Genomic DNA, 22,203 nt, shown 5'->3' with positions numbered 1-22,203 from the left:
TGTAAACAAAAAGAACCGGCTTATTCATGAATGCCGATTCCTGGGTATAAAAAACTGAGGTCGTTGTCCTGTGATTAGGAAATGCTGACCTCAGCGTTTTTGAAATATTTAATTGTTGCTCCTTGGAATGAAAGTCTTTGTCACCATTGTCGTATAAATTTAAACTCACATCCCATATCAGGATTTCTTTAATTCTTCCATATACAGTTCAGCTATATATGCCGGACCAGTGCACCACAGCTTTGTCTTCTCATCATACAGTGCTTTTCCTGTCTTTGAACACAAAAAATCTGTCAATACCTCGTTTCTGTCCTTGCCTGTCTCTTCTGCGATTTCATCTGTCACCATAGTGATCAGAAGGTCGATTGTATAATTCATTTTTTCCTTTGGAATTGTTACTTCAGCCATATCTTCTCACCTTTCACAAATTTCAGACACTCAATAGCTGCCTCAGTTTTAAAGCAGTATTGATCTTTCAATTTATTCGGCAGCAACTGTCTGATACAGAAATCGTCTGCTACTTTATCACCTGCAGTCCCAAAAGCACCCGCAAGATAAGCGGTAAGAGTAGCGTTTGTTGCATCATCCGCAATCTTTCCTGCAATGATATCATATTTTGCCATTTCACGTTCAACCTCAATAAACATTTTTTTCTTTCGGTGAGCGGCGATACAATGTAACCAGTCCACATCTGCATTTTCAAAAATATGCGTTTCAAGATTTTCTGAAAGTTTGAATTCAAAAGTTGAAATATATCCAAACTTCTGCCCCTCTTCAATTGTTCCGGTTGCGATGGCTTTGGCTATTGAGGTTCTCAGAAAACTTTCTTCCTGTTCCTTTGATGTGGTTAAATAAAATCCCTGTCCAAAATCTTTTCTCTTTGCACATTTGGCAAGATCTGGCTCTTTTACTTCACAATAACTTCCATGATAGAGAACAAATCCATCTTTTAACTCAAGCACTAATCTCTATCCCCTTTCTTTGCAAAAATTCAGTAATATCTTCAAGCACAGCTTCATCGCCTTCACAATGAAAAATCCCATAGCATTTTTCTATATATCCAAGAACATCGGCTTCTTTAAACAAGTGGATAATCTGTTCAACAGGTAAATGCCACTCTTCTGAAGCAAGCCGGATTAGTCTTGTTTGCATAAAAGTAATCTCTGTTTTCTCACTCATTATGAATCCTCCTCATTTTCTTAGTCAGTAAAACCGGAATTGTTGATTACCAAGGCATATTTCCAAATCGACTAATAAAAGTTACTGTTAGTCCGGTTTTATCAATCATTGCAAGTTTTACGATTGCGCCTGTACTGTTTGCTTTCCTCCGTCGACATTCAAATCTGTTGCCGTGGCACCTGGATCAGCGCAGTTCACCTCTTATGTCTTGGAGTCCTTTTGCATACTTCCAAAAGAACCCAGTCCGCTTGAAACATTTACGATAATAGTTTTATTTTTTCTCTCATTGTCATACAATGCACCTACTTCCCCAGAATTTATTTTACCACGTATTCTTCTGTTCGTCTGTCACCTGCATCGTATCTGCATTTACCAGATAAAAATCTACCAATTCGGTCTCGTAATTGCCATCCGGATATACTTTTTCTAACACCAGTTCTTCGCAGGAATTACCATCTGCATCTGTCTTGGAACCATTATCGTACAGACAGTATCTCACATTTACCGTATTACCGTTCTTTGTTTCCTGCGTTTCGCTGACGACAGCATAGACTTCTCCCTTTGCATTCGCCGTGTAACTGAACGCCATATTTTGAAGTGTATTCTGCTCCTGAAGGTAATTATAAACTGCCAGCATTGCATTTTGAATTGTCAGACCATCATGCTGCCCTTCTGTCTCGTAATCTTCTATGGTATTTCCACTCTGAATATCCTCTGAATCTGTTGAATTCTCTGTATCCAAATCCGGTAATTCTGTAGTATCCTCTTCTTGATTATCTTCTTCATCTATTGTATCCGAAGACCACCACAGACCATCCATACTCTGCATAACAAATGGATTATTGGTTCTGTATCTCCGTTCACCACCATAATCTTCCTGCACAGTTATATACGTATATTTGCTGTCACAACCAGTCACCGTTTCTGTTCCATCCATTCCGAACACTACACTCAGACCACTCATTCCAATAATCAAAAGTGCAAATATCGCAGCAGCTCCATAGACAATTATCAATGCCACTTTGTTTTTACCGAATTGTATGGATAATGCCTGGCAATTGTGTCTGTATAAACTCACGATCCCCCAGATCAAAAGAACCGCCAGACTGATTGTAATAACAGTAATCGATATTTCTGCGAAACGATATCTCACTTCATATCCCATATCACGTTTTATACCATACCACAATCCATAGAAGAAGGTACTATACGCAAGAACCAAAGTAATGATACTGATCCGTATCGGATGCTCTTTTTTATCCGGCACTGCCTTCTTCAGTGCCTCTGCCATCTGCGCTGCCGCTCTCTGCTCTATCCACATAGCAAGCTCTGCTTTTGACGGATATGTGCATTTAGTATCCGGAATCCCTGCGTAACACATCTGGCTCTCTTGAATCCCTGTCGCATCTCCTGCTGCCATTGCTGTAACCACTTTCAGGTAATAATACAACTTCAACTGTGCTGGATTGAATTTATCTATACGAATATCTGCCAGCTCCTGTGCAGCCCGTTCATAATTGTTAAGGAGTACACTCATCCGTGCCATAACCAAAAGCATCTGATTCGCTACAGCAGGGTAACGGTGATATTGCTTCTCATATAAATACCGTGCATACTCATGTCGTTCTTCCGGTGTTAACCGATAGGACTTCTTTCTATTCTGTGCCAGCATCGCAATTCGCAGACCATAAGCCAATTCCAAAATTGCAATCAGCTGGCAGATAAATGCACCAAATCCCCAGATATCCGTTGTATACCGCACATAGGTCACCAACACAATGCCTAGCATTGCCGGAATCACGATCAACCATTTTGTCCAACCTGATCTTCTCATAAAAATCTCCTGAATTGTTTTTCTGAATATAGTATATTACCGCACACACCAATCGACCATATACATATTGTGACGATGCTGTTACTTACCATAACAGTTGCTGTTTCTAAGGTCATCTATTTATAGCCTGAGAAATAACTGGTTTCCCATCTCTGTCCAACAATGGAGTCAGTCCACCTGAATACCCACATGCATGATATAAATAATTCACACCAGTTTCCTTATCCACCCATATCTCAGTAGTAGTTAATGCTCCCTGAGAATATATTTTTTCAAATCTCTCTTCTTTCGCCATTTTCAATTTCCTCCCATAATCAATTTTTCGGTTTTATAAAAAATGTTTCTCTGTTACTTTCTCGATTGTATCATGACATACAGTTCCATCTTCGGCAATCGTCGATTTTCTGATAAATCTCGAATGATGCTTTAATACTCCATAAGCATACCAGTCATGGTTGCAAAATACTTTGCAGAACTCTGCATAGCCATGTTCCTTACAGGTATCGAAATACAGACACCTGCTGATTTCATAAGTAAATCCACTATCATCATCCTGCAAAATTTCTGTCTCCCAACATACCTTTTTTTCGCCCTCCAGATCATCTACCAGAGACTGTCTCACAATCTTATAGCCATTCGGCAATAAATCGACATGCTTTTTTCTCTTTTTCCGTTACCATATTTTCTCCCAACTTGCACACTAAGTCATAATTTTCCAAACACTAAAACTTGAATTTCTATTTCTGCTGCCATGCCATTACATAGTCTTTTTCTCCAGTAGCTTCATCCAAACCGCTATACTGAATCTCAAATCCTTCTCTTTGATAAAAGGATATTGCCCGTGTATTTTTTTGATATACATTTAAGATTAATTTGTTTCTTTTTCCCTTTACATAGTTTAGCAAAATTTTACCTATACCTTGAGATTGCATTTCGGCAGAAACAAAAATACCTTCAATGTATTCGTTACTTAACCCTATAAAACCCTGTATTTCCTGTTTATCCTCGTAAACATAGACAGTTGCCTGTAATAGAAGTTCTTTTACTAACTCAAAATTACTTTTCCAATATTGAGCAGAGATAAAATAATGTGTCTTTATATTTGTATCTAACCATATTTCTGCAACTTTATTTATATCCACTTTCCGTAATTCTCTAATCATAACGGTGATGCTCCTCAAACTCCGATTTTCTCAATTTTTTTTTCGAGTAGACTAAGACCTCTCAATCTTAGCCCCTCACAGATCCGTACGTGCGGCTTTCCCGCATACGGCTCCTCATAGTAATATTCGCTTCAATATAAACAATAGTACGTTTTAGGTTTTGCTAACGGGTAATACTTGAGCATTTCCACAAATCCATTCCATGTGTATGCCCGTCTACAACCTCTCCGATTCATGGCTTTGAATAGAAACTGTTGTACTCTATGCCGGAATGTTGTTATCTTCCGAAAATTCCATGTAACACCATAATACCGATAGTGTCCAATTAGTTTTACGTTCAACTCTTTAATTATTTCTCGCATTGGTCGATTTCGATTATCGTAAATCCAGTTCTTGTATACTCTAACCTTTTGCTCAAACTTCTTCCTTGAAGTCTGTACCTTTGGCACGAAACCTCCCTTTCGAGTTTTGCTACAGTAGAAGGTAAATCCCAGAAAATCAAATGTTTCAGGCTTACATTCTCCTCTTGCTCTACGATTCTGCTCTGCAAATCTCCCAAATTCAATCAGTCTGCTTTTACTACTTTCCAGCTCCAGTCCAAACTTTTCCATTCGTTCCTTTAACTCTTTATAGTATCTTTCAGCTTCTGACTTATATTGAAATCCTGCAACAAAATCATCCGCAAAGTTGACGAGAAAACACTCTCCCTGCATTTCCCTTTGCACCACCAGCTTAAACCACAGCGTCAGCACATGATGCATATATATATTTGCAAGCATCGGACTCATTACTGAGCCTTGTGCCGAACCTTCCTCTGTTGGCTCGAATTTTCCTTGCTCCATTATTCCTGCTTTAAGGTATTTACGTATTAGCCACAATAAGTTCTTATCCTGTATATTCCATTCAAGGAACTTCATCATCCAATCATGGTCGATATGGTCAAAGAAACCTTTGATATCGGCATCTACGATATAGCTGATTTTTCCATAGCTTATCCGTTGGTATACTTCTTTTATTGCTTCGTGACACCCCCTATTCGGTCTGAATCCATACATGCAGTTTAGGAATCTCGGTTCATAAATAGCTCCCAGTATTTTCTTCACTGCCATTTGTACAATCTTATCTTCATAGGAAGCAATCCCTAATGGTCGTTTCTTTCCATTTCCTTTAGGTATATATACCCTCAGTGACGGAAGTGGCTTAAAGGATTTGTTTTTCAACCTCTGTACCAGTTCCTTGATATTTCTATCAAGGTTCTTCCCATACTCATCCTTAGTTACCTTGTCAATTCCGACTGCTTTGTTCCCATCTAATTCCTTATGGCATTGCTTTAGCATATCTTCATTTATCAAGTGGTACACTGATGTAAATATAGGATGTTTTGATGTTGCCGATATCTCAGCTATTCTTACTAATTTCGTTTCCATTATTTCCTCCGTCCCTGAGTACGGATAATGTGTCCTCAGTAAGACCTTTACTATGCAATCCCCTTCCCTCCATCGGCATTGCCCGATTTCTACAGTACTATGGGATTGTCCGACCACCTACCATTCATTTGAAATACTCCGTTTTCAGTTGCAATTTCATACTCTTCTTCGAGAAATGGCAGGTTCTCCCCAGTTGATGTGTATTCACAATGTAAAACATGATTGGTTCTCTGACTCCGCAGTGCCACATAACACTCGCCATATCGCATTACATGATATTGTCTTCCGCACCAGTTAAGACGTCGACCGACTGAAGTTAACGTTTCGAAGCTCAATCACTATTCAACCCTGCTTTCTTGCTGTCTACGCTTGTCAGATGCCGTTACCAGCATCATCCCAAGACTCGCTATTATCTGGTTGGCTAAACCTTGGATAAACCGGAATCCCACCGGCTTGACTACACACCCTTAGCTGGGCGCACAACTGGAATTTACGAACTACAATATCTTTTCGAGAAAAAGATGGTTTTTGTGTGCAATTACATCTCCAACTTTTTTAGAAGCACTAGCAATTATTTCAAATCCATTTTTTTGATACAAAGATAGCGCAGGAATATTTTGACTTCCTGTATCCAAACGTAGTGCCCTGCAACTATTTTTTTGTGCTAATTCTGTAGCGAATTTTATTAGTGATGATGCAATTCCTTTACCAGACATACTCGGACGTACCATTAAAAGGTGAATTACCATTACCTCATCTTCAGATAATTTTTCTTTCCAAGGAATAGTTGCATATTCTATTGGTTGAACTTTATCAATAATGATACTTCCAACAATTGTTCCGTTTTCTTCATATACAAACAAAGCACCAGCATAAATAGCCCGTTCTGCATCATCTTTCGTTGGATAAACCCCTTTCTTAAATACAGTAAAGGCTGTATGATTCAGTTCATACTGGAAATGCTCATTGTAAGTATCTTCAATCGAATTAACATCTTTTAGTATTGCTTTTCTAATCATAAAATCTCTCCACAAATTTTGATTTCACACTTTCTTTCCCCTTATATGTCTATATCTGAAATATTCAGTCACAAACTTTATCAGGGATAGGCATCTGTGCCGCAAGGGGATCTTCCCCTTGTACGAAATCTCTGATTTCGCTGTATTTCCCGGTTTGAGATTTCTTGAAATCGGGAACAGCACCGCAGGTCGCACGATACAGGCAGATGGAATTGCCTGTATAGAAGTGCGCTCTTAGCGTTGCTAAGAGATTTATGCCGTATCCGGCGTGTTATCTTTTTTCAATTTCTTTTTTCGACTTCTGAAGCATTCTTCCAGTTTTAATAATTTGACATGTCTGCTCTTGTTACTCATCATCTGTAAATTCCAGCATCTCATCAACGGTGCAGTCCAGCTTCTTGCAGATCTTCTCAATCGTCTCCATTGATACATACTGGTTTTTTCCCATCCTGGCAAGAATATTTCCACTGATCCCGGTGAGGTACTGCATCTCTATCCGCTTCATATTTTTATCTATGAGCATTTTCCATAATCTGTTATAACTTACGCCCATAAGCAACCTCCATATTTTTCATCTGAACATATTTTGATTATATCACGATTTCGTTAGGTTGAATACCTGTAATTTTTGATGTCTTCTGTAAAATGGAAAAGAGGATGCCCCGACAAAGGGCAACCTCTCCAACCATTTACTTCGGTTTAGTCGAATGGAACCTCACCTTCCGGTGCTTCCATAAATCCGTCCTTATCTGTTTTCGGTGTTTCCGATGAATCAGCTCCAACACCATTATCCTTGTTCTGGGCAAATTCATGTTCTTCCACGATCACATCTGTAGTATAAATTGTTTTCCCGTCCTTGTCCTTATAATTGCCAGTGCTGATACGACCGCCAATCACAATCCTCATTCCCTTGTGAAGATATTTCTGTGCAAACTCTGCACTCTTTCCGAATGTGACACAGGAAATAAAATCCGCTTCCTGTTCACCGTCACGTTTATATCTTCTGTTTACCGCCAGTGTATATCTTGCTACTGCCATATCATTATCTTTTCCGGCATATTTGATCTCCGGATTCTTTGTCAGTCTTCCCATTAAAACCACTTTATTCATAATCGTTACTGTCCTTTCCGCAGCTACGCTGCCATTGCATATTCTTCATCATCTGTTTCATCGTCCGGCATAAACATTGCACATGCTTCCGGTGGATTGGTATCATCCGGTGAAAATATTTTCCGGATCATTTCATACATGATCGGATACCGATATGCGATTTCTTCTCTTGCAAGGAATCTGCATACCCTGTAAAGATTCTTTTTCATTTCTTCATCTGTTGTAAGCATGGCAACCAGATGGATTCTCTCCCTTGTATAAATCAGATTCGGGCATCCAAACCAGTTAATCAACTGCATTTCTTTCATTTTCAGTTCTGTCATAAACTGCTCCTTTCCGGGCATTTTGCCCTGTAAACATTGTCATCAGTTTCATTCGTCCGGCGGTCTGGCGTGCGTTTCCCTGTCACCTGCAGCCGTCTCAGACTGCCTCTGCCTGCATCAGCAGGTCACTGACCATAAGGCTTCGGTCAGCCGCCCATCATCGGGAGTGTCATTATAATTTCGCTCGCTCTCAGAAAAAGAAAGGTCATGGCATAACTCCTGTTAGGCTTCCAGGGTGCACTTATCGGTTGTCAAGGTTCATCGAAGGAACATTCCAAAACGTCCTCTGATTACTAGAGTCAAATGACTTCGCAAGATGCAAAAGATTCGTGATATTTTTTTGCATTTTTATCATTTTTTCTTTTACTTTTGTTAGTCCCTTCACTTACTCTGTATTGGGAGAGATAAAAGCGGACATGATTTTGAAAAATTATGAAAAAATTTTGTTCCTCTACCTATAAAGCTTTTGAAAGTGTATTTACCAACCCCCTTTTGCAAGTTTTTTTCGCAAAAATGAACTATTCCCTCACTAATTGCAAGGTTCAGAGGGTGTTTGGACGGTACTTTCGCAGAAAAATTTATTTTTCTTACTAATCACACGTGGGGACTTGAAGAATGTCAGATGATTTTAAAAAAACCAAAAAAGAAGCACTGACCGTTACAGTCAGTGCTTGTAAGATGAATATTTAAATTTTACTGTCCTTCTCACACACCAGCCTTTCATAATCCAGAAATCCTCGGATATACATTTCTTTTGCCACAATCCCTTCCATGGCATTTTTCGCTGAAATAATTCTGTCCAATGCCTGCCACATCTCCTGTCCGGCATCTCTGAGGACTGGTTCCAGTATATCTATGTAATGATGAATTTCTGCTTCCAGAGAAAACATCTCTGGATCAGATTCAAGAAATCTTTCCAGTTCCTGCTGGTATTCTTCATAATAACTTTCAATCAATTCTCTTCTCATATCCGGAATCCCCCTTATATATAAATCAGTTCCTGTTTGATGATTTCAGCAGCCCGGTTGCGGATATTGTTGCAGTGGCGTACCCATTCCATAGGATTCTGTCTCTTCAGTTCCTCGGTAACTCCCTCCGCACTTCGTATTTGAGCTTCAATCAGCTCAAAGCGTTCCTGTGCCTGTTCATTCAGATCTGCCAGATAGCTGTCCAGTCTGGCGGTCAGAAGAAGATATGTATAAGTTCCAGATTTATGTTCTTTCAGATATTCCTTCCGAAACATTCCCCAACAGCCGATCGGTCTGGTTTCCTCCGGATAATAAAGATTCGGTAAATAGTAGTCTCCAACTTTTGTGTATTCGATTTTCATAGTGTTTTCCTTTCGCTTTTCATGAAATTGTCATGTTAAATGCGTAGGATGTGCGTTTTTCCTTTAAAATCTTTTCACATAGAAGACATTAAGTGTTTTATTCCTTGTGACTTTGCAGATGTGCGATAAAGAAGTAATAGAAGTGTAAAAAATTTTGCCGTTCCTATCCGGCACTTAGCTCTTGTGTCGGACAGGTCGGGCGGTTATTCGGGCAAGTCCACCTTGCCAACAAAAGAATAATAAATCTCAATGTCCTGCCTACGGGTCTTGTTCTCGTCATAGCTGCACTCATGCACAACGATTTTCTCTACAAACTCCCGCAACAGAGTAGGGGTAAGTTCTTCAAAGCTGGTATGCCGCCGGACAACATTCATAAACTTTTCTGCGTTCACGGTGGCTTCCTGTGCTTTGGAAAGCTCCGCTTGGATAGCAGCGGCTCTTTCTTTCAGCTCCCGTTGTTCTGCTTCATAGTCTGCCGACAGCTCTGTGAAACGCTCGTCTGATATGCGCCCGGTCACGCTGTCCTCATACAGCCGCTTGAAGATAGCGGATAACTCGGCTATACGTTTCTCGGTGGCTTCCAGCTCCTTTTTCTTGGCGGCGTTCCTGCGCTTGCCCCCGTCCTCGTTCTGCTCAATCAAGAGCTTCATAAACCGAGCTTCATGCTTTGCCGCATAGCTTGTCACTTTCCGCAGATTGGAGAGTACACCAGCGGTCAAAAGGTCGGTGCGGATGAAGTGCGCCGTACAGTCATGGGTGCGTTTCTTGTAGCTGCCGCAGATATAACAGTCCTGCTTGCGCTTGTCCGTCTGGTATCGCTGCTGATACATGACACTGCCGCAGTCCGCACAGAACAGTATGCCGGAGAACAAGCCCACTTCATCATAGCGGTTGGGGCGTTTGCGCTGCTTGCGAAGTTCCTGCACCCGTTCCCATGTCTGGGTGTCTATGATAGGCTCGTGGTGGTTCTCGAAAATCACTTGCTTCTCCGGGGGATTTTCTACGCTGTGCTTGACTTTGTAAGAGGGCTTTTCTGTCTTGAAATTTACCAGACAGCCTGTGTATTCCCAGTTTTCAAGGATATGCACAACGGTATTGGTCGCCCACTTGCACTCATAGCCGGGGTGGTAGCGGCGGGTGCTGCCCGTCCTGCGGTATTCCAGCGTCCCCGGCGTGGGGATCTGCTGCTCTGTGAGCATACGGGCTATCTTGGTCGGACCATTCCCGGCAAGGCAGAGGTTGTATATCTGCTTGACTACGGGTGCAGCTTCCTCGTCAATAATGAAATTTTCGTCCTCGTCCATGAGGTAACCATACACAGGCTTGCTTGTGATGGGCTTGCCACTCATGCCTTTTGAGCGTTTTACTGCTTTGATTTTCTTGCTCGTATCTCTCACCAGCCATTCGTTAAAGATATTCCGCAGCGGGGCAAAATCATTGTCGCCCTGTGCGCTGTCCACTCCGTCATTGATAGCGATGAAGCGGACACCTTTCTGTGGGAAAATCATTTCCGTATACATTCCCACTTGCAGGTAGTTTCGCCCTAACCTCGACATATCCTTTACGATAACTGTCCCGACTTTTCCGGCTTCAATGTCCGCAAGCATGGCTTGGAAACCGGGTCTTTGAAAGTTCGCACCAGAATAACCGTCGTCCGTGTACCAGCGCAGATTGGAAAAGCCGTTCTGCTTTGCATAGGTTTCAAGGATACGCTTCTGGTTGGAAATGGAATTGCTCTCGCCTTGCAGCTCGTCCTCATGGGAAAGTCTTGGGTAAAGGGCGGTAATTGGTTGTTGGTTGGTCTGTCTTAACATAAAATCCTCCGTTTCCGACAGCCAGCCCCACTATTCCGTACCTTGATTGTACCACATGGGGTGGCTGTCTGTATAGCGGCAAAAGCGTCAAATCTGCTTCTTTATGGTCGGTCAAATCGCCGTTTTTTGTGTAGCAGATGATTGGGATTGCATAGTAGAAAAACTCTTGTTCTTATGGTAAAATGGAGCTAATCAATACAAGGGGGTGTGACAATGAAAGGGTTTGTCCGTAACAATCAGTACCTTTCTCTTTGTGGTCTAAATTGTAAATTATGTCCTATGAATTTGACAGGGCATTGTTCCGGTTGCGGCGTTGATAATCAAAGTTGTAAAATCGCAAAGTGTAGTATTGAACATGGGAAAATCGAATATTGCTTTCAGTGTACCAGCTTCCCTTGTGACAAATACGCTCATATAGATGATTTTGATTCTTTTATAACTCATCATAATCAAATGAATGACATGGAAAAAGCCAGCCAGATAGGGATTCCCGCCTATAATGCTGAACAGGAAGAAAAGCGCAAATTATTGGATTTCCTCTTGTCACACTATAATGACGGGCGCAGAAAAAATCTATTCTGTGTTGCAGTCAATCTCTTAACGATTAAAGAAATTGAAAATATCTTGCAAACAGTTAAATCCGATAAGGATTTTCAAAGTATGGGGAAGAAAGAACAGGCTTCTGTTATCGCAAAACTGTTGCAGGATATAGCTGTTCCAAAAGGCATTGAGTTGAAACTTCGGAAAAAATAAAGTTGTTATTGATATTCCAGCGGTCATGCTCCCCGGCGTGACCGCTTTTCCATGTCATCACTTATGCGCTGAACGGTGGCGTATGTCCGGCAGCAGTTTCCGCTTCCAGCACTTTCATCATCTTGTCGGCTGCGGTGTCGGTTGCGCCCTGCTTGAAGAAGCCGGAAACGGTAAGGACGGAGTTGCCCATGCGGATTTCCGTCACACAGTCCGGGCGGCGGTCTGTTTTGGTGGTGCTTGTCTGTTTCGTTTCTGTCATAGGCTCTCCTTTCGCTGCTTCATCAGTTGCTTTAAGCGTTCCAGCTTTTCCTGTGCGGTTTCCTTTCGGAAGTTGCTGCCCGTGAAGCGGACGGGGGCGCACATGGAAGTCAGCCTGTCATAGATACGGGCGTGGGGCGTGTCCTGCGGGTGCTGCAATTCCTCCAGCGTGAGGTTGGTCGTGGCGATCAGCGGCTTGCCGCTTCGGTAACGGCTGTCAATCACGCTGTAAACCTGTTCCAGCCCGTATTCTGTTCCTCGCTCCATACCGAAATCATCAAGTATCAGCAGGGGGTAGCTGCAAATGCGGGAAATATATTCGTTCCTGCTCTCAAAGCTGGCGGCAAGGTCACCCAGTATCGTTGCAAAGTTTGTCATGCGAACGGCAACCTCTTTTTCCATAAGGGCGTTGGCGATACAGGCGGCAAGGTAGCTTTTTCCCGTCCCCACGCCTCCCCAAAACAGGTAGCCGATATTTTCAGCCTGCATGGTTTCCCAGCTATCCACATAAAAGCGGGCGGTTTCGGTCTGCGGGTTTCTGCCGTTGTCATGCTCAAATGTCCAGTTCCGCATAGCAGGGTCGGTAAATCCCCGGCGTTTCAAGTCCTCCACTGTTTCAAGGTGCTTCTGTCGGCTTTCAGCGGTTTCCCGTTTTTCACGGGCTGCCCGCTGGCAGTCGCACTCTGCCGGGTGTCGGTCATGCCCTAACCATTGGGCGGTTTCTTTTGAAAAGTAGGCTTCTTTTGGCGTATGGCACTTGCCGCAGTATAAAAGCCCGTCCTCGCCTGTGTAGTCCTCCGCTTCGGCGGTAGTGGCTGTAATGTCCGTAATCATAGCTTCAATCCCGTTTTTCATAAGCTCTCGCCCTCCTTGCATGAATAATCGGGTATGCCCTGTTTCGGGGCAGCCTTGCCTTTGGCAGCGTCCTCCTGTGCCCACTTGTAAATGGTGGCTGCATGGCTGTGGTACTGTTTCCCGGTGGAAGCGATATGGCAGGAAAGCCGGTCAATATAATACTCCCACTTGCCGGGCAGCTCTGTTTTCAGCCCGGAAAGCTCTGTATCGGTCAGTATCACATTGTTGTATCTGCCATAAGCGGTGGAGGCGGGGTGTCCCGTTTCTCCCTCTCTCTCTTTTTCTATCTCTATCTCTTTCTCTAACTCTATCTCTGGTGGACGAATGTCGGACAAATGTCCGCCTTTTGTCCGGGGCGGTAAAAGTGCCTTGTTTTCCAGCCTTGCAGCCCGTTTTCTCTCGGCTTCGGTAGAGGACTGTCCTATCATCAGTTCAATATCGGTCATATAAAAAGCCCCGCTGTCAAGCTGCTCCACAAGCCCCAACTGCCGGAAAATTTCTAAAGCCCTTTCAACCGTCCCTATCTGGTGGCGGGTCAGTGTCGCTATCATCTGCGCTGTGTAGGGGATATGCTCGTCAAGCTGCAACTTCCCGCCGTTTTTCAGCGATTTTAAGTACAGCTTCAAGAGAATATTGGAATATAAAATCCCGTCTTTCATATCTTCCAGCAGCACAATGGAGTCGCTGTCAAAAAAGTTCTCTTTTAGCTTGAGGTAGTAATACTTGCGGTTATCTGCCATTGTCCCTGTCCTCCTTTTTCCGGCGTTTGGAGTAGTAGCGGGGGCAGAGTATGATAACCGCCCGGAAGCTCTGCTTGCAGCTATGGGTACAGCCCCGGCAGAGGTCGTTGTATGTGATACGGTCGCAGGTGGCATTCCCGACTTTCACTTGCCGCAGGAAAAAAGACCATTCCAGCCGCCGTTTCTTGCTCATTCTTGGCATGGGTGCGCTCCTTTCTGCCGTTTCCGCTGGTGTGACGGTATCGGCGGTAATTCTGTATCATCTCGGTATCATTTTCGGGGTTTTTCTGCCCTGTAAGACCGTTAAAAAATCCTTTGGTATTGCGGATAGGGTACGGGGCAGCCCCCTTGTTCTGTATGGGTTCGGGTACATTTTGGGGCGGTTTTTATCGCTCCTGTTCCTGCCTTTTCACGGGCTTGCGTTCCCGGCGTAAAATCTGGTCGATATTGCCCTTGACAGTCTGTAAGCGGCGGTATTCCTCCCGTTTTGCCCGGTAATCGTTGTAGCCGCTGTTTTTCTCTTTGATAAGGCTTTCAATCTCTGCTTGCAGGGTTTTATAGCCCGGCAGCTTAGAAATGCCGTTCTCCCTGAAATAGCGAGCGGCTGCGTCTGCTATGATAAAGTCGCTTTCGTGCTTCTGTCGGTAGGCTGCTTTTGCTTTGGCGTTTTTCTGCTGTTTCAGCCCGTCCCGGACAGGGCGGGTCTTGGAATAGGCAAGCACCTGCCGTTGCAGCTCCTTTTTCCCGTCCAGCGTCTTTTCCACCTGCTTCAGCTCCGTAAGGCTTTCCCGCATGGCGGTATAGGCGGCAGAACAAGCTTCGTCCATTTCCTCCGGGGAAGAAAAGCCGTACTGCTGGTAGGCGGTAACGGTAGCCGCCATTTGCTTTAGATTGTGCTTTGCCGCCCAGCGGTCATAGCCTACGCCCTTGCCCTCGGCTCGCTTTGCTTCCCGGTCAACCATGCGCTGTAAGGTGTTGTCTGCCGGGGTGGTTTTTGCGGCTTTCTCCTCCTGCAAGCGTCCCTTTTGGGGGTGGGGGTATTTTGGTATGGCTGTGGTCTGTTCGGCAGCTCTGTAGGCGTTCTGCGTGAGCAGGGCAAGGACAGCAGCCTTGTCAAAATCGTCCCCCAGCTTCCGGGCTGTGATAGGCTTTGTCCTGTCCGGCGTGAGGTAGGAAAGCCGCCCCCGGCTCTCCTTGACGGTCACACCCTCCCGCAGCAAAAGGGAAGAAAACTCGTCAAAGCTACCAGCTTGGGAAAGTGCCTGCCGTATCGTCCGGCGCAGCTTCGCCTTGTCCGTTTCAAACTTGGTGGGCTTGGTCGGCTGTCCGGCGGCTTCTCTGGCGGCGTTCTCTTTATCAAGGGCAAGCTGCCCTTTCTTTGCCGCCCAGTATTCCCGTTCCGTTATCCGTTCCTTGCTGCCGTTCAAGAGGTCGATTTGGTAAAGCCCCTCCCGGTGGCACATCTCCATGACTTCACTCTTGAAATATTCCATAGCGGCATTGGTACAGCGGTGCTTGCAGCCCTCCCGTGTGTCGGCTGGTCTGTCCATATAGGGCAGAAGCGGGACTTCATAAATCCGCAGGGAGTTGATGACGATATGCACATGAATGTTGCCGCTGTGGTTATGCCCGTCCGGGTGGGTGCAGACCAACGCTTGGTGTCCGGGAAAATGCTCCTTGCAGAACTGCTCGCCCAGCTCCTGCGCCCGGTCTACGGTCAAGCCGTTGTCTGTCCCGTCCCGTGGGTCAAAGCTGATGATATAGTGATGGCTTTTCACATCTTCCCGTTTTTGGTTTTTCTCATAGCGGAGATTGGCTCGCATACAGGCAACGGCGAAATCCTCTCCCCCGCAATTAAGGGAAGAAATGCGGTAATCCTCCCTCGGTATCAGCCGCCCGTTTTCATCAAGGGTGGGCTTCATGGTAAACTCGTCATGTTCAAATGTGAGGTAGGCTTCCGCTGCTCCATAGTCCACATTTTTAGAGCTGATATGTTTGAATGTTGCCAACAGCGTCACCCACTTTCTGCAAGACTTCAAACTTTAGGGCAGCAAGGTCGGAAACCGCCGCCCGTACCTCCCCGGCAAGCTGCGGGTAGGGGCTGTGCCACTCGTTCAGCGTCCGAGCTATCTGGTTTAAGTTGCCGCCGATCCTGCCGTATTCGGCGGTCAGCTTCCCAACAGCGGCAAGCAGCTCATCATTGACGGGAGAAACGGTTATGATGGGGCGTATGGCTGCCCCGGTTATGGCTTGCCGGATAAACTCGGCTTGGCTCATGTTGTAGGCAGAAAGCCTTTCTGCAAACTCGGCGTATTCTTCCTCGGTCATGCGTGTTTTGACTACCCGGCTGCGGTGCGGTGTGTTGTATCGTTTTCGCATGGTAAAACCTCCTTTCGACTGCCGCATGGCTGCGGCGGGATAAGCGGCGTAAGCCGCATGGCAGGGTTTGGGGAAGGCACTCCCCAACAAGATTCCCGCAGGGGCAAAATGAGCGATAAGCGAATTTTGGTACTGCGGTAGAATCTTGCTCTAAGAAACTGCCGGACTGCCGTTCACTTGCTACTGCCACTTTTTGGGGAAATCGCAACCAACTTTTTCATAAAAAGCTGCCGGATTTTCCTCACTTGCTACTGCCACTTTTTCGGGAAATCTATAACCAGCTTTTTCATAAAAGGCTGCGGGCAGGCTTTCCCTCCTTACTCCCTACAACACCGCAAAAAGCAAAAATGACGGACTTTCCGGCAAGAACTTTTCCGGCGGCTCGGTCTTTCCCGACAATAAGGCGTTTCGGAAGCTGTGTTTTGCCCGCTGTCTGAAAAAACGGCAGCCTTTTTTGGCTTCACTGTCTAATACGGAACTTTTGGAAATTTGCCAAAAATGGGCGCAAAAAAAGCAGCAAATCTTTTTCGGATTTACTGCTTCGTGTGCCGCTGCGGGGCGACGAGATATTCAGTTTTTATAATGGTTCAGTGTGACAAACTTAAAATTAACAAGAAGATTGTTTTATCCAATCATCAAGAAATTTCATTTGTTCTTCCGTGTGAAACCAATGCTCTCCATTTTTCATAATAGAAAGTGTTGAATTGGTTTTCTGTGCAAATTCAGATATCGTTCCATAAGCGGTAAGACTATCTTTTTCACCATACAAAATATGCGTTGGGATTTTCCATGTAACAGGATTTTCTCTTACATAGCAAAGATAATCCCATGAAAGTGTTTCTCCAAAGGTTGTCTGAATTTCCTTTTTCTCTTTGAGTTCATCTTCTGTAACATTTGCCCAAATCATCATATCAGCAATGAGCCTTTCCATATCTACAACAGGCGAAATAAAATATGCTTTCTCTATTTGCTGATTTGATAAGGCATTGATAGCAAAATACGCTCCAATACTATTGGCGATTATTTCAACAGACCTGTAATTTTCACAAATCGAACTAAAAAGTAATGGAAACTCTTTTTTTGCTTCCCATGGAAACTGTGCAGTATAGTCAAGACCAATCACATCACAATCACTAAAGAGCGGCTTGTAATGGATAGCTTCTTCAGCATCTCCGCCTTTTCCATGTATATAAATAACTGCTTTATCCACAATAGTAGCCCTCCATAAATTCAAGATTTGTAAAGAATAATATTATCATACTTTTAATTCAAAATCCACATTCAACGGTCAAGCCGGAACTTAAACAGGCTTTCAATCAGCTTTGTTCTGATGTAGTCCTCCATATCAGAGTTATAATAGCCGTTCATTTTGGAAAAGTAGCGGATATATCCGGTGTAACGGTCAAGGACGGCTTTTACCGCTTCCGGGTCGCCCTCATGTGCCTCTATAATCGTGTCATAGGGGAGAAGCCGGTTACTCATGGGACAACACCTCCATTTCCTCTTTCAGCCGCTTCAAGGCAAGCTGGATATGCCGCCCGATTGTGCTGCGTGTCCAGCCGCTTTGTTCTCCGATTTCTTTCTGCGTCAAGTGCTGGAAGTAATACAAAAAGATTTCCTCCTGCGTCTGTTCCGGCAGCCGGGCAAGAGCCGCTGCAAGGGAACGGCTGTCTAAAAGTATCGTCTGCCCCTGGGCAGAGAACAGATAAGTTTCGCCATAGTCCGGCACTTGGAAATACTCGTCTGTGGTGCTTAGCGGGACAAACTTTTCTTCGGTCAAATATTCAAGGGAGATTTCCCGCTTCCACCTTGCCGCCAGCATACGGGCAGCGTCAAAGGACGCATGACGAATAACAATCCGGCAATAGGTATCATGGGTATAGCGGATATGTTCTTGATAGGCTTCCTGTTCGGTCATGGAAACTCCCCCTTTCTTCGATTATGGGAAAGGGCGGCAGCACTTTTTGCTGTCGCCCCTTGATTACCCACCAGCAAGGACAGACGGGGCTGTCAACGGTGGGCGCAGCACATTCACTTGCCGTTGACTGGCTCGGCTGGGTTTGCTATTTTTGAATGGTAATTGCAGATTTAATTCTTGCGACTATATCCAATGGTGCTTATTATGAGGGAAATTCCAAAAATCAAAATTGCCGCTATCCCTGTGATTAGCACATATGAATGAACAGAATTTACCATAGCAGCCATTCCAGGCCCATCTTCGAAATATTTTACAAAGCAAAACATTGGAATTACCACAATCAATCCCATAGTTTGCGCAGAACGAAAACCAAACCAATAAGTTAATGGCAAGCAAATTCCTGTCCATAATAATGGGATAATAATTGCTGCTGCAATCGAAAATAACCAGATAAGCATATCAAAGTTTTGAAAAATTATGCTGGATAAACTATTGAACGCAATGCTTCCCAAAATGCTGATTGCAACAGTATATATTACGGAAACATATTTACTTGCAACAACAGTAAAATTGCTTATCGGCATAGCTAATTGATATTTTTTCCAGCTTGCCTTTTCATCACTTGCGAAACTCATAATATTTTGCATACCGATTGTCATGGCAAACATAACGGAAGCAAATAAGCCAGCATAAATTCCAGCATTGAAAATAAGCAGAACAATAGCTGCTGCTGCAATCAGAATAAGTTTCTTATCAATACTCTTGAAGAAAATGGATATGTCTTTATATATCAATCCTCGCATGATGTACCTCCTTTAACATAGAAAAGCATAATATCTTCTAATGTGGCATTATCCACAATGATGTTTTTGTATTTTCGTTTGAATGCTTCCTTGTCATGAACAAGACACTCCACGCTCATATTTGTAGTTCGGTGTATGATATAATCATCAGAGGAAAGCTGTGCAAATTTTTCTTTTCCGCACTTTGCCACGCCATAATTATAAACAAGATTATCTTTCTGTTCCTCGAAAATGATTTTTCCCTGATGAATTAAAATCACATAGTCTGCAATTTTTTGTATGTCCGAAGTAATATGCGACGAAAAGAAGATAGAGCAATCTTCATCTTGGATAAATTCCAAAAATAGGTCTAATACTTCATCACGCACAACGGGGTCAAGACCTGTTGTTGCTTCGTCCAAAATCAACAGTTTAGGTCTATGTGCCATAGCACAAATGATAGACAACTTCATTTTCATGCCTTTAGAAAATGTGCCAATCGTTTTCTTGGTCGGGATTTTGAATTTTTTCAAGTATTGTGAAAAAAGGTTACTATCCCATGTCTTATAAACTCCTTTCAAGATTTTTTCAATATCTGCGGCTGTAAACACATCATGAAAATTACATTCATCAAAAACGACGCCAATATTTTCTTTGACAGTTGGAATTGTATGGTCTATTCCAAAGACTTGTATCTGTCCGCTATCTTTGCTTAGTTCATTTAATATCAGATTGATAGTAGTGCTTTTTCCTGCACCATTCTCGCCAATAAAACCTACAATCCTGCCTTTAGGGACTTTGAACGAAACATTGTCCAAAGAAAAATCCTCGAATTGCTTGCATAAATTCTGCACCAAAATGTTGTTATCCATGCCTGTCACCTCTCGTTATTCCTCGTAAAATAGTTTTAGAATATTCGTCATTTGCCCAAGACTAATGCCATGTGCTCGACCAATTTCTGCGACCTTTTGTAAAAGTTCTTCAGCAATTCGTAACTGTTCCTCTTGAATAAATTCCCTATTCTGTGATGCTACAAAACTGCCTTTTCCAGATACAGTTTCTATAAATCCATCTCTCGTTAAATCTTCATATGCTCTCTGAACGGTAATAACACTGATATGTAAATCTTTTGCTAAAGCTCTCATAGAAGGGAGGGCTTCGCCAGCAGATAATGTGCCGTCCATAATAAAACTTTTTACTTGCATACAGATTTGTTCGTAAATAGGCTTATCACTGCTATTACTTATGATAATCTCCACTTGCTCACCTCACCATGCGTACTTATCGTAATAAGCGTACTTATTCGATAAGCACAGTATAGGCGATTTGTGTGAACCTGTCAAGAGAAAAGATGTCAATGTATTCGGAAAAGTGAGTGGCTGTCTATCAAATTCTTGTGTGTTACTTTACCGCACATGAGCATTTGCACCCGGATTGTCCGTTCCATATCCTTCCAGCAGATTGATCACTCCCCAGGCTGCAAGTCCGGCTCCGATCGCACAAACCAATGTTTTTAAGGTCGTAATTGCCGTTGTAAAAAATGCCATAAGTGTACCTTTGGAAAACTTACATTTTCCAGTCCTTTCTTAGATTTTTTCCAGAAAGGGAAGAAAACACTATATAAACCCTGCCTTTTGTGCTACACTAAGCATAGGATTTTCTACTTGGAAAATTCCTCACACGTACAGTCGGTATATTCATTTTCGTCGATGGATACCGACTGTTCCTTTTTTCCAAATTATTCATGATTTCCTCCCATAATCCACTTCTCGACAATTTGTCGAGAAGTTACATCTGATACAGTTCCACTTCATCCTCTGGTTTCAGTATCAGATTAGTACTCAGATATTTTTCAATATCAAAAGTATTCTTTTTGTCATAATCGGACAGATATTTGTAGTTTTTATGTTTGCAAATATCGTATTTATTTGAGAAAAATGGTCTGACACCTCTCACCTGCAGAATACATTTTCCTCCGTCCATGACTGCTATTTCATCCTGGCTCATCAACTCCTTTCCTGTTTTCTGGTAGTTCATTCCATAAGACCGCTGACTGCCTCTCGTATCCGATGTGTTATAAAGATCTATGGTTTCTTTTCCCAGGATCTCCGCTATTTCCTTTAATGTCGTTTTTTCCTTTCCACCCAGGAATAAGGTCGTATCACAGTTCCCTTCGATGGTATCGGCATTATCCTTATAAATTGCCTTAAGCTGAGACTTTGACTGCAAAATAATAGAAGCTGAGATTTCCCGGCTTCTAATCGTAGCAATCAATTTTTCGAATTTAGGAATTTGTCCGATGTTCGCAAACTCGTCCAGGAGACACCTCACATGAATTGGAAGTCTACCTCCATATACATCATCAGCTCTGTCACAGAGCAGATTAAAAAGCTGTGTGTACATAATAGAAACAATAAAATTAAAGGTATCATCGGTATCTGAAATAATAACAAACAATGCAGTTTTCCTGTCACCAACCAGATCCAGTTCCAGCTCGTCATAACTCATAAGCTCCCGCAGTTCCGCAATATCAAAGGGTGCGAGTCTTGCACCGCAACTGATCAGAATAGATTTTGCTGTCTTACCAGAGACGAATTGTCAAGGACTTTTTAATCAAATTCACAAAAAAGGTGCCAGAAGCACCGTATGGCTCCTGACACCTCGTTTGATAGATTACATTTTTCCGTTCAGCAGGTCTTTGCAGAGATACGCATAGTCTGGCAGCTGGTTGATATATGGCTCCCAGCGCCGCTTGATTTCGGCTAATTCCAGCGGGTCGGCTGCTTCCAGTGCATGATCGTTGCCCGTCATATACAAAACATCCGTAGCAACATCGTCCAAACACCTGCCACAGAGATCGGCGGCAGATTCGATTCTGATACCGGTATCCACATAGACTGGATTTACGCCAATCGCCAGCCAGACATAGCCTACCTTGTCCGACCAGAGCAGTTCAAAATCAGGGCTTTGCCGCAGATGTTCCTCAAAGACCTCCTTTACTCGTTCAATTTCATGCTTCTCTTTTTCTGTGTAAAGCATTTTCGTGTCCTCCTTGACAAAAATTTTGGTGCGTACCATCATCAGTTTAGCACAAGGCGGCTTCGTTTATCAGTCTGTCACATCTGCTGAATTTCATTTTTGAGCATACGCTTGATTTTATCGCTCATGGTTTCTGTGCTGGTATTGCTGAAATGGACATGAACCTTGTAGGTTGTCTTACCGATTTTCTTTACCATCGCTGGCGTGTTTTCCGGCGCTCTGGACGCAGTAACGGCGTCTGCCACCTGCATAGTACGGGGTTCTTTGTTCATGGCGCTCC

The 22,203-nt window shown here is 43.5% G+C and carries 30 protein-coding genes and 2 pseudogenes; 1 reads left to right on the top strand and 31 read right to left on the bottom strand.

Annotated features, from left to right (window positions below; all coding sequences use genetic code 11):
- Window positions 1-177: 177 nt before the first annotated feature.
- The 15 genes from AB5026_RS08235 to AB5026_RS08165 all read right to left on the bottom strand — a co-directional run bounded on the left by AB5026_RS08235 (window position 178) and on the right by AB5026_RS08165 (window position 11,199).
- On the bottom strand, window positions 178-408 hold the full coding sequence (locus AB5026_RS08235) for a hypothetical protein (RefSeq protein WP_003864582.1): 231 nt from the start codon (window positions 406-408) through the stop codon (window positions 178-180).
- Window positions 396-962: a DUF3990 domain-containing protein gene (locus AB5026_RS08230; protein ID WP_003864583.1), complete on the bottom strand. Its 567-nt coding sequence runs from the start codon at window positions 960-962 to the stop codon at window positions 396-398. Before AB5026_RS08230 ends, AB5026_RS08235 begins: the two co-directional genes overlap by 13 nt.
- Window positions 955-1,179: a DUF3791 domain-containing protein gene (locus AB5026_RS08225; protein WP_003864584.1), complete on the bottom strand. Its 225-nt coding sequence runs from the start codon at window positions 1,177-1,179 to the stop codon at window positions 955-957. Before AB5026_RS08225 ends, AB5026_RS08230 begins: the two co-directional genes overlap by 8 nt.
- A 322-nt stretch (window positions 1,180-1,501) precedes the next feature.
- Window positions 1,502-3,013, bottom strand: coding sequence for a hypothetical protein (locus AB5026_RS08220; protein ID WP_003864585.1), 1,512 nt, complete (start codon window positions 3,011-3,013; stop codon window positions 1,502-1,504).
- A 112-nt stretch (window positions 3,014-3,125) separates the two neighbouring features.
- The gene (locus AB5026_RS08215) at window positions 3,126-3,308 is read right to left on the bottom strand and encodes a DUF6440 family protein (protein WP_003864586.1); all 183 of its coding nucleotides are present in this window, start codon (window positions 3,306-3,308) and stop codon (window positions 3,126-3,128) included.
- A 33-nt stretch (window positions 3,309-3,341) separates the two neighbouring features.
- Window positions 3,342-3,656 carry an L-2-amino-thiazoline-4-carboxylic acid hydrolase gene (locus AB5026_RS08210; RefSeq protein WP_040466130.1) on the bottom strand — a complete coding sequence of 105 codons (315 nt, stop codon included), beginning with the start codon at window positions 3,654-3,656 and terminating at the stop codon, window positions 3,342-3,344.
- Window positions 3,657-3,750: 94 nt separating this feature from the next.
- Complete coding sequence (locus AB5026_RS08205; RefSeq protein ID WP_003864588.1) at window positions 3,751-4,176, bottom strand: N-acetyltransferase; 426 nt, start codon at window positions 4,174-4,176, stop codon at window positions 3,751-3,753.
- Window positions 4,177-4,307: 131 nt separating this feature from the next.
- Window positions 4,308-5,603 (bottom strand): group II intron reverse transcriptase/maturase, encoded by a 1,296-nt coding sequence (ltrA, locus tag AB5026_RS08200; protein WP_368213096.1) that lies wholly within the window; start codon window positions 5,601-5,603, stop codon window positions 4,308-4,310.
- Between the two features lie 497 nt (window positions 5,604-6,100).
- Window positions 6,101-6,622: a GNAT family N-acetyltransferase gene (locus AB5026_RS08195; RefSeq protein ID WP_003864592.1), complete on the bottom strand. Its 522-nt coding sequence runs from the start codon at window positions 6,620-6,622 to the stop codon at window positions 6,101-6,103.
- A gap of 346 nt (window positions 6,623-6,968) precedes the next feature.
- Window positions 6,969-7,175, bottom strand: coding sequence for a helix-turn-helix transcriptional regulator (locus AB5026_RS08190; RefSeq protein ID WP_003864593.1), 207 nt, complete (start codon window positions 7,173-7,175; stop codon window positions 6,969-6,971).
- Window positions 7,176-7,321: 146 nt separating this feature from the next.
- The gene (locus AB5026_RS08185) at window positions 7,322-7,732 is read right to left on the bottom strand and encodes a single-stranded DNA-binding protein (RefSeq protein WP_003864594.1); all 411 of its coding nucleotides are present in this window, start codon (window positions 7,730-7,732) and stop codon (window positions 7,322-7,324) included.
- A 23-nt stretch (window positions 7,733-7,755) separates the two neighbouring features.
- Window positions 7,756-8,055, bottom strand: a complete 300-nt coding sequence (locus AB5026_RS08180; protein WP_015543455.1) for a hypothetical protein — start codon at window positions 8,053-8,055, stop codon at window positions 7,756-7,758.
- Between the two features lie 686 nt (window positions 8,056-8,741).
- The gene (locus AB5026_RS08175) at window positions 8,742-9,023 is read right to left on the bottom strand and encodes a hypothetical protein (protein ID WP_055307238.1); all 282 of its coding nucleotides are present in this window, start codon (window positions 9,021-9,023) and stop codon (window positions 8,742-8,744) included.
- Window positions 9,024-9,037: 14 nt separating this feature from the next.
- Entirely contained in the window at window positions 9,038-9,385 is a 348-nt protein-coding gene (locus AB5026_RS08170; protein WP_055307239.1) for a TnpV protein, read from the bottom strand.
- Between the two features lie 203 nt (window positions 9,386-9,588).
- Complete coding sequence (locus AB5026_RS08165) at window positions 9,589-11,199, bottom strand: recombinase family protein (protein ID WP_368213094.1); 1,611 nt, start codon at window positions 11,197-11,199, stop codon at window positions 9,589-9,591.
- Window positions 11,200-11,412: 213 nt separating this feature from the next.
- Between AB5026_RS08165 and AB5026_RS08160 the strand changes: the two genes are divergently transcribed.
- Window positions 11,413-11,952 (top strand): DUF3795 domain-containing protein, encoded by a 540-nt coding sequence (locus AB5026_RS08160; protein ID WP_186865418.1) that lies wholly within the window; start codon window positions 11,413-11,415, stop codon window positions 11,950-11,952.
- Between the two features lie 61 nt (window positions 11,953-12,013).
- Here the strand turns inward: AB5026_RS08160 and AB5026_RS08155 are convergent, their stop codons facing one another.
- The 16 genes and pseudogenes from AB5026_RS08155 to AB5026_RS08080 all read right to left on the bottom strand — a co-directional run bounded on the left by AB5026_RS08155 (window position 12,014) and on the right by AB5026_RS08080 (window position 22,195).
- Window positions 12,014-12,211, bottom strand: coding sequence for a transposon-encoded TnpW family protein (locus AB5026_RS08155; RefSeq protein WP_025486305.1), 198 nt, complete (start codon window positions 12,209-12,211; stop codon window positions 12,014-12,016).
- On the bottom strand, window positions 12,208-13,065 hold the full coding sequence (locus tag AB5026_RS08150) for an ATP-binding protein (protein ID WP_256295357.1): 858 nt from the start codon (window positions 13,063-13,065) through the stop codon (window positions 12,208-12,210). The genes AB5026_RS08155 and AB5026_RS08150 overlap by 4 nt, the downstream gene beginning before the upstream one ends.
- Window positions 13,062-13,805 (bottom strand): phage replisome organizer N-terminal domain-containing protein, encoded by a 744-nt coding sequence (locus AB5026_RS08145; protein ID WP_148462125.1) that lies wholly within the window; start codon window positions 13,803-13,805, stop codon window positions 13,062-13,064. The genes AB5026_RS08150 and AB5026_RS08145 overlap by 4 nt, the downstream gene beginning before the upstream one ends.
- Window positions 13,795-14,007, bottom strand: a complete 213-nt coding sequence (locus tag AB5026_RS08140; protein ID WP_055151952.1) for a hypothetical protein — start codon at window positions 14,005-14,007, stop codon at window positions 13,795-13,797. The genes AB5026_RS08145 and AB5026_RS08140 overlap by 11 nt, the downstream gene beginning before the upstream one ends.
- 184 nt (window positions 14,008-14,191) lie before the next feature.
- Window positions 14,192-15,814: a relaxase/mobilization nuclease domain-containing protein gene (locus AB5026_RS08135; RefSeq protein ID WP_148462124.1), complete on the bottom strand. Its 1,623-nt coding sequence runs from the start codon at window positions 15,812-15,814 to the stop codon at window positions 14,192-14,194.
- The gene (locus AB5026_RS08130) at window positions 15,786-16,184 is read right to left on the bottom strand and encodes a plasmid mobilization relaxosome protein MobC (RefSeq protein WP_002569238.1); all 399 of its coding nucleotides are present in this window, start codon (window positions 16,182-16,184) and stop codon (window positions 15,786-15,788) included. The genes AB5026_RS08135 and AB5026_RS08130 overlap by 29 nt, the downstream gene beginning before the upstream one ends.
- Window positions 16,185-16,791: 607 nt before the next feature.
- Window positions 16,792-17,394, bottom strand: coding sequence for an alpha/beta fold hydrolase (locus AB5026_RS08125; protein ID WP_148462123.1), 603 nt, complete (start codon window positions 17,392-17,394; stop codon window positions 16,792-16,794).
- A 71-nt stretch (window positions 17,395-17,465) separates the two neighbouring features.
- Window positions 17,466-17,666 (bottom strand): helix-turn-helix domain-containing protein, encoded by a 201-nt coding sequence (locus AB5026_RS08120; protein ID WP_148462122.1) that lies wholly within the window; start codon window positions 17,664-17,666, stop codon window positions 17,466-17,468.
- Window positions 17,659-18,102, bottom strand: a complete 444-nt coding sequence (locus AB5026_RS08115; RefSeq protein ID WP_148462121.1) for a sigma-70 family RNA polymerase sigma factor — start codon at window positions 18,100-18,102, stop codon at window positions 17,659-17,661. The genes AB5026_RS08120 and AB5026_RS08115 overlap by 8 nt, the downstream gene beginning before the upstream one ends.
- Before the next feature lie 170 nt (window positions 18,103-18,272).
- Window positions 18,273-18,905: an ABC-2 transporter permease gene (locus AB5026_RS08110; protein WP_148462120.1), complete on the bottom strand. Its 633-nt coding sequence runs from the start codon at window positions 18,903-18,905 to the stop codon at window positions 18,273-18,275.
- Window positions 18,893-19,756: an ABC transporter ATP-binding protein gene (locus tag AB5026_RS08105; RefSeq protein ID WP_148462119.1), complete on the bottom strand. Its 864-nt coding sequence runs from the start codon at window positions 19,754-19,756 to the stop codon at window positions 18,893-18,895. The genes AB5026_RS08110 and AB5026_RS08105 overlap by 13 nt, the downstream gene beginning before the upstream one ends.
- Before the next feature lie 15 nt (window positions 19,757-19,771).
- Complete coding sequence (locus tag AB5026_RS08100) at window positions 19,772-20,143, bottom strand: GntR family transcriptional regulator (protein ID WP_028087677.1); 372 nt, start codon at window positions 20,141-20,143, stop codon at window positions 19,772-19,774.
- Window positions 20,144-20,302: 159 nt separating this feature from the next.
- A pseudogene (locus tag AB5026_RS08095) lies at window positions 20,303-20,431 on the bottom strand (Maff2 family mobile element protein); the annotation flags it as partial.
- A gap of 241 nt (window positions 20,432-20,672) precedes the next feature.
- Window positions 20,673-21,473 (bottom strand): annotated as a pseudogene (locus tag AB5026_RS08090) (VirD4-like conjugal transfer protein, CD1115 family); the annotation flags it as partial.
- A gap of 84 nt (window positions 21,474-21,557) precedes the next feature.
- Window positions 21,558-21,923: a hypothetical protein gene (locus AB5026_RS08085; protein ID WP_002596334.1), complete on the bottom strand. Its 366-nt coding sequence runs from the start codon at window positions 21,921-21,923 to the stop codon at window positions 21,558-21,560.
- A 77-nt stretch (window positions 21,924-22,000) separates the two neighbouring features.
- Window positions 22,001-22,195, bottom strand: a complete 195-nt coding sequence (locus tag AB5026_RS08080; RefSeq protein WP_002596333.1) for a transposon-encoded TnpW family protein — start codon at window positions 22,193-22,195, stop codon at window positions 22,001-22,003.
- Window positions 22,196-22,203 lie beyond the last annotated feature (8 nt).

The sequence above is a fragment of the Blautia sp. RTP21359st1_E11_RTP21359_211015 genome (assembly GCF_040910705.1).
In the GTDB taxonomy this organism is placed as follows: domain Bacteria; phylum Bacillota; class Clostridia; order Lachnospirales; family Lachnospiraceae; genus Blautia_A; species Blautia_A fusiformis.
The sequence above is the reverse complement of the archived record's forward strand: the minus strand, read 5'-3'. Positions and strand labels throughout refer to the sequence as shown.